General features: G+C 57.1%; 6 protein-coding genes and 1 pseudogene. 2 read left to right on the top strand and 5 right to left on the bottom strand.

The window, feature by feature from the left end:
- Positions 1-407 precede the first annotated feature (407 nt).
- Both B3Y70_RS12015 and B3Y70_RS12010 read left to right on the top strand, forming a co-directional pair.
- Positions 408-1,790, top strand: coding sequence for a sigma-54 dependent transcriptional regulator (locus B3Y70_RS12015; protein ID WP_286714492.1), 1,383 nt, complete (start codon positions 408-410; stop codon positions 1,788-1,790).
- On the top strand, positions 1,787-2,848 hold the full coding sequence (locus B3Y70_RS12010; RefSeq protein ID WP_014422728.1) for a transporter: 1,062 nt from the start codon (positions 1,787-1,789) through the stop codon (positions 2,846-2,848). The genes B3Y70_RS12015 and B3Y70_RS12010 overlap by 4 nt, the downstream gene beginning before the upstream one ends.
- Before the next feature lie 6 nt (positions 2,849-2,854).
- On the opposite strand, the gene B3Y70_RS12005 is transcribed toward B3Y70_RS12010, so the two are convergent.
- The 5 genes and pseudogenes from B3Y70_RS12005 to B3Y70_RS11985 form a co-directional block, all read right to left on the bottom strand.
- Positions 2,855-3,319: a hypothetical protein gene (locus B3Y70_RS12005; RefSeq protein ID WP_288589872.1), complete on the bottom strand. Its 465-nt coding sequence runs from the start codon at positions 3,317-3,319 to the stop codon at positions 2,855-2,857.
- 4 nt (positions 3,320-3,323) lie between these two features.
- A complete protein-coding gene (locus B3Y70_RS12000) occupies positions 3,324-4,109 on the bottom strand; it encodes a C39 family peptidase (protein ID WP_288589870.1) in 786 nt (261 codons plus the stop codon).
- A 15-nt stretch (positions 4,110-4,124) separates the two neighbouring features.
- The gene (locus B3Y70_RS11995; RefSeq protein WP_011786875.1) at positions 4,125-4,463 is read right to left on the bottom strand and encodes a hypothetical protein; all 339 of its coding nucleotides are present in this window, start codon (positions 4,461-4,463) and stop codon (positions 4,125-4,127) included.
- Positions 4,464-4,515: 52 nt separating this feature from the next.
- On the bottom strand, positions 4,516-5,691 hold the full coding sequence (locus B3Y70_RS11990; protein WP_224850571.1) for a hypothetical protein: 1,176 nt from the start codon (positions 5,689-5,691) through the stop codon (positions 4,516-4,518).
- Positions 5,692-6,075: 384 nt separating this feature from the next.
- Positions 6,076-6,580, bottom strand: a pseudogene (locus tag B3Y70_RS11985) (isocitrate lyase); the annotation flags it as partial.

Genomic DNA, 6,580 nt, shown 5'->3' with positions numbered 1-6,580 from the left:
AATACGCTGTCAACCGGCACCAGTCCCGCAATGGCCACCGCCAGCAGCGCCAGCATGGCGACAACATCAAACCGCAACCGGTTCCAGATAAACGCTGCCAGGGTGACAAACAGAACGGCAAACACAATCCATTGATCCGCTACCATGCCCCTCGACTTCCTCCATAACCGTCAATAAGTTTTACAGATCGAGCCTGCACCGGCTCCGGAACCATCAGCAAGCATCTGTATTAACGGGATTACCCGATTCTGGTGCAAAACCTGCTATCGATCAGCTGAGACATTACCTGCATGGAAGCCCAGGCAGGTCACAGGGTCGTGGTCGACTATAGCAGTTCCCGCAGCAGTCCCCTCTCGTTTTCGAATACAGCGTTGTCGGTTGTTCAGTCCCTTTGCCGGAGCAAAGCTATGGAACAGAAACGACCGCTTGTCTGGTTGTCGGCGGCCCCTGATGCTGAAAACACACAGCTGCCCAACCTTCCTGGCTGGCAGATGACCGTCATCAGTAGTCGGCATGCCCCCGTGCTCCCAATGCCCGACTACCTGGGCAAACCCGTTGGGGTCTGTGTTCTCGCCGACCAGGACCCACCCACCCTGGAAAACACCAAAGGCTGGCTGGAGTTGCTACCGGTAACCACCTGGTTGGCGGTGGTCGGGCGACAGCAACTGAACAACGCGATGGTGTGCCGCCTGATCCGCGACTACTGCCAGGATTACCACACTCTTCCACTGGATCATCAACGACTGATCAATAGCCTTGGCCATATGTGGGGCATGCACGCCCTGAGCGCGAACCTGACTGGCCCGGAACTGCTCAGTTACCAGGACTATGTACTGGATGGTCCGTCACCGGCTATTCGTCAGGCCCGCAGCCTGTTGCGACGCTTCGCCGCAACTCAGGAACCCGTCATCGTCTACGGGGAAAACGGCACCGGCAAGGAGGCAGCAGCCCGGTTTATCCATGAACACTCGCCGCGCCACCATGGCCCCATAGCGGTCATCAACTGCGCCGCGCTACCCGAGCCCCTGACCCAGAGCGAACTGTTCGGCCATGAGCGCGGTGCCTTCACGCACGCACTGAAATCCAGAAAAGGTCGTATCGAAGCCGCCAACGGCGGCTCCCTGGTGCTATTGGGTGCCGATGAGCTTGGCCTTATGCAGCAATCTGCCATCCTGCGCTTCCTGGAGGAAGGCACAATCGAACCCGTGGGCTCGAATCATGCCGTGCAAGTCGATGTGCGGGTGATCGCCACCTGTAATACCCAACTGGACCAGAAAGTCACAGAGGGCAGTTTCAGAAGCGACGTGTTCTATCGGCTTGGCAACCTCACGGTAACCCTGCCACCGCTCAGAGAACGTCTGGAAGACCTGCCATATCTGGCCCAACGGGCCCTGGGCACATCGGAGGGAGAACACTACCGGCTTGGTAACGCCACTTTGCTGGCCATGGCCGCACATTCCTGGCCGGGCAATCTGCGGGAACTGCAGAACCGGCTCCGGCAGGCCGTTCTGCTTGCCCGGCAATTAAACATCCAGCCCGAAGACCTGGGGCTGCCTCCGGCCACATTACCCACACACATCGACCAGTTCAGCCTGGAGGCCTACCGGGCCCGGGCCGACCAGGAAGCCATCGCGACCAGTCTCGCCCTGACGCATCACAACGTCTCGGCTGCGGCGAGGCTACTGAATATTTCCCGAGTGTCGTTTTACCGACTGCTGGAAAAACACCAGCTGCAACCACCGTCGAACCACGGCCTTCCCAAGAAACGCGATCATGGAGATCTGTCATGAAACGTCTGGCCCTGTTCAGCTTCAGCCTATGCCTTACTCCGCTTGCCCTGGCCGAACCGCCTGCTCCGGATGAACGCACCGCCGGCACCACCGAGCAGCGGGAAGCGGCGGCCCAGGACAGCGCAACCACGATTGCCTCCATTACCGCAGACCGAGGTATCGTCACCCGGCCCGGGCGATTTACCATCGAGCCATCGTTTTCCCACGCCCACAGCAACGCAACCCGCGTGGCGGTTGAGGGGTACACAGTCATTCCGGCTCTGTTGGTGGGCTTGATCAACATCTCCGAGATCCAGCGCGATATTTTCGTCAGCGCGTTATCCCTGAAATACGGTTTCACCAGCCGGCTGGAAGGCAGCCTGCGATTGCCCTACCTGAGCATTCGGGAAGACCTTCGGGAACGGGAAGTGTTTCAGGGAACGCCAGTCGATACCGTGCGGGAATCGTCCGGTGATGGCATCGGTGATGCCGAGTTATCGATACGTTACCAGCTCAACGATGGCCTCGATGGCTGGCCTTATCTGATCGGTACTTTCCGGGCCCGGGCGCCCACCGGCGAAGGCCCCTACGATGTCGACCAGCGAATCATTACCGACAGCAGCGGCAACCCCATCGGGGTAGAGCTGGCCAACCGCCCCACCGGTTCAGGCTTCTGGGCGGTGGAACCGGGACTTTCCTTTATCTACCCGAGCGACCCGGCGGTTCTGTTCGGAAACCTGAGTTACGCCTGGACCATCAAGGAAGAGCAGGGCTTTGAAAACGGGGGCACCGTCGACCCCGGTGACGTGGTGCGATTCGGCTTTGGTATGGGCTTTGCGTTTAACGAACGCACTTCGTTCAGCCTGGGCTACGATCATTCGGTCATTCGCAAAACCACCTTTGAACATGGCAACGATCTTTTCTCATCGAACTTTGACCGGATTCAGGTGGGGTCACTGTCCTTTGGGCTGTCGCACCGGTTATCGCCCTCGACCACCATGAGCCTGACGGTGGCAGTGGGAGTCACCGACAGCGCACCGAACAGCGAGATCACCCTCAAGCTGCCGATTAATCTCTGAGGCTGATCACGGCAACATGGGCAGACTGAAATCCCGTGGCAACCGATAGGCGCCACCGAGGTTGTTCAATTCAATATTCAGTTGCCGGATGTTCTGGATGGTGGTTCCGTTCAGACTGTTCTGGATGACCGTCATCCAGCCGCCCGAGCCGGCCACGGCGGTATCAAGCGCCAGCTGCCCTGCTCCGCTCTCCCACGCTCCCTGAATGGATGCCAACTGGGTGCTCAGCCGGTCTGCGACCATGGGGTCGTTCAAATTCGGAATGGTCAGGCGATTTACAACAAGGGTCTGTCCGTTCACGGCCAGCACCTGCTCAAGGCCGATGGAGATCTCCAGATTGTTCATCACAAAGCCGCCCCGAAGCTGATCCAGCTCGGCATCCGCCAGGCTGGTGACAGGTAGTCTCAGCTCGGCATGAACCGGCCCGGCAAGCAGACTCAGGGAGATCAGAAAAGCGTATCGTTTAACCATGGCCTTACCACTCCTGTGTGCTGGGCCAGTATGGCAGGGTGTGCCCCAGTGCCGGTGAGCCAAGACCCTTGAACAGAGGCGCCCGGGCAAGGCCCGGCCAGTCGTCCCGGTCCAGAAAACTGGCTCGCCCCATATCCAGATGGCTGCGTATCACGAAGGCGGAGCCATCCCAATGCTCCTGGAATTCCGCCCAACTGTAGGCTTTAAGTCCCCGGGCCGGATCGCCCACCAGCACTTCCTGATCACTGATGCCCTTGATCACCACAAAATGCCGATAACCTCCCAGCGTTACCAGGGCAATCACCGGCACGCGAACCTGATCCCTGAGACCGGCCAGCGGCATGCGGAATCCATCGGCCAGATATCCTTCGGACTCCAGATAACGCTTCATATCCAGCATGGAGAAGCCCTGCTGGCGCACTTTATCCTGATCCGCCAGAGTCCACATACCTTCAAACACTTCCTGCTCACTGACCTCATCGCCGTAGTGAAAGGACAACAGCGATGCCAGTGCCGCCGAGCCACAGCTGAAATCGTATTCCTGCTGGAACACGGCCGAGAATCGCTGATTCTGAAAGCTGGTGACAGACACCGGAACGTCCCCGGCAGGCCCGGGAACCAGCACGGTGCCGGCATGACTGAGTGTTGACAACATTCCGGCCAGCGCACCGGCCAGGCAACACCTTAAAAACGGCCGGCGGGAAAGGCCGCCACACCACGGCGCTACGGGAGTTGCCGACAGCGCCTGACGGCTGCGTCCCTGACGGTTCCCGATGCGATTGGTAGCCATGGCGGCCGCCCCTCCTCAATGGTTGATGAGAATATTGATTTGCGTGCTGTCCTGAATGACCACCTGGTTGCCGGTGTTCTGGATGACGGTGGCAATGCCGCTCATGTTGCCGAAGGCCTGATCACTGATACGGTTGTCTCCCGTCTTGACCGGGCCAGACAACACGTTGCCAGACACCAGAGCGTTCTGTTCTGATTCATTGAGTTGCCACTGGAGCGGAATTCCCTGTCGCCCGCTGGCAGCCTCCAACTGATCGGCACTCATTGGCTCCGCATCAGGCCAATCCCCGGCCCAGCTTGCGGACGCCACCGACACCAGCGCAGCCATCAGCATCCTGTTGATGAATCTGGCCATGACACATCTCCCGACTAAACCGGGCTGCCCTGACCGGGCAGCCCGACCTGTCTCAGTTGCTGCCACCACCGGTACTCAGGTTGGACATTACGCTTACATTGGCCTGGGTTACGCTGCCAACGCCGGCATTCTGGGCAAATGCCCCGACCCCGGTGAAGTTGGCGGAGCCACCACTGATCTCGTTACCAGTGCGGGTATCCACATAGGAACCTTCACCGTTGGCGCTGCCATAGGTGACATTGGTGCCAGAGACCGAGCCGTTAAGCTCTGCATCATTCATGAACACTTCCAACGACAGATTCAGCGTGGTGGTGCTGTTGTCTGAGTTGTCACTGCTGTCGCTATTGTAGGAATCGGTGGCATTGGTGGAGTTGTCAGAACTGTCACTGTTGCCACTGTCCGCGATCTTGAACGAATCGTTCACGTTGGTGCTGTTGTCGGAGTTGTCAGAGTTGTCAGAGTTATCTGAGTTGTCCGAATTGTCGGAATTATCCGAGTTGTCCGATGCATCGGTGTTGCCACTGTCGGCAATCTTGAAGGCATCGTTCACGTTGGTGCTGTTATCGGAGTTGTCAGAGTTATCTGAGTTGTCCGAATTATCGGAGTTATCCGAGTTGTCTGACATGTCATTGCCACTATCAGCGACCTTGAAAGAGTCGCTAACGTTGGTGCTGTTGTCAGAGTTATCCGAGTTATCGGAGTTGTCTGATGCATCAGTATTGCCGCTATCGGCAATCTTGAAGGCATCGTTGACACTGGTGCTGTTGTCCGAATTGTCGGAATTATCCGAGTTATCCGAATTATCGGAGTTGTCAGACGCATCGGTATTGCCGCTGTCGGCAATCTTGAAGGCGTCGTTCACGTTGGTGCTGCTGTCCGAATTATCGGAATTATCCGAGTTGTTCGAATTATCGGAGTTATTGGAGTTGTCCGAATTATTCGAGTTATCAGACATGTTGTTTCCGCTGTCGGCGATCTTGAAAGAGTCCGCCACATCGGTGCTGTTGTCTGAATTGTTGGAGTTATCGGAGCTGTCCGAGTTATCGGAGTTGTTGGTGGAGTTGTCGTTGCCAGAATCCGCGTTACCGGAATAGTTGGTATTGGCAGCGGAATTGTCATTGGCATTGTTGTTGGGGTCACCGTCCCCACCCTGGTCAGCCAGTGCAAATCCGGAAATACCCATGCTCATGGCGATGGCAGCGGCTAGCAGATTTTTCTTGGTATTCATGATGTCATGTCCTTTTGATGGTATTGGCTTAAAGGGGTCCAACCCAACCCGCCAGCATTCGGGTAAGCCAAGGTCCAGACCCGCCCGGAGACAAGAGCGATTCCCGTGCCAGAAGCCAAGAAAATTGCTCAGGACATTGAAAACTATTGGGAAATTTGAATTTCAAAGGCGCCAGAAAACAACCGTGAATTGACGAACTGTTGCGCTGGTGAAACAGCAAACGGTGGCTACATATCAGCCATTTCGCTTTTGTCCCCCAATATCAGCAACCTGGAAAAATCCGCCAGTGTTAAAAAACAAAACCCCGCAGGGCGCGAGCCATGCGGGGTTTCTGGTAGCTGGCAGGCACCTGCGGGTGCCTGCCGGACAATCTGAACCGGTCGATTAACCGAACTGGTTCATGGTGTTGTCTTTACCACCGGCCTTCAGAGCCGCTTCACCAGCGAAGAACTCTTTGTGGTCATCACCGATGTTGGAACCGGCCATGTCCTGGTGCTTCACAGTAGCGATACCCTGACGGATTTCCTGACGCTGTACGCCAGCAACGTAAGCCAGCATGCCTTCGTCACCGAAGTAGCCTTTGGCCAGGTTGTCGGTAGACAGAGCCGCAGTGTGGTACGTCGGCAGAGTGATCAGGTGGTGGAATACACCGGCTTCACGGGACGCATCACGCTGGAAGTTACGGCACCACTCGTCGGCCAGCTGACCCAGCTCGGTGTTGTCGTACTCGGCGCTCATCAGATTGGCGCGGTCGTAGGCAGAAACGTCCTTGCCTTCTTCCTTCCATGCGTCGAATACCTGCTGACGGAAGTTCAGAGTCCAGTTGAAGGACGGGCTGTTGTTGTAAACCAGCTTGGCGTCGGGTACCACTTCCTTGATGCGGTTAACC

The sequence above is a fragment of the Marinobacter sp. UBA5687 genome (assembly GCF_002420325.1).
Taxonomy (GTDB): domain Bacteria; phylum Pseudomonadota; class Gammaproteobacteria; order Pseudomonadales; family Oleiphilaceae; genus Marinobacter; species Marinobacter nauticus.
The sequence above is the reverse complement of the archived record's forward strand: the minus strand, read 5'-3'. Positions and strand labels throughout refer to the sequence as shown.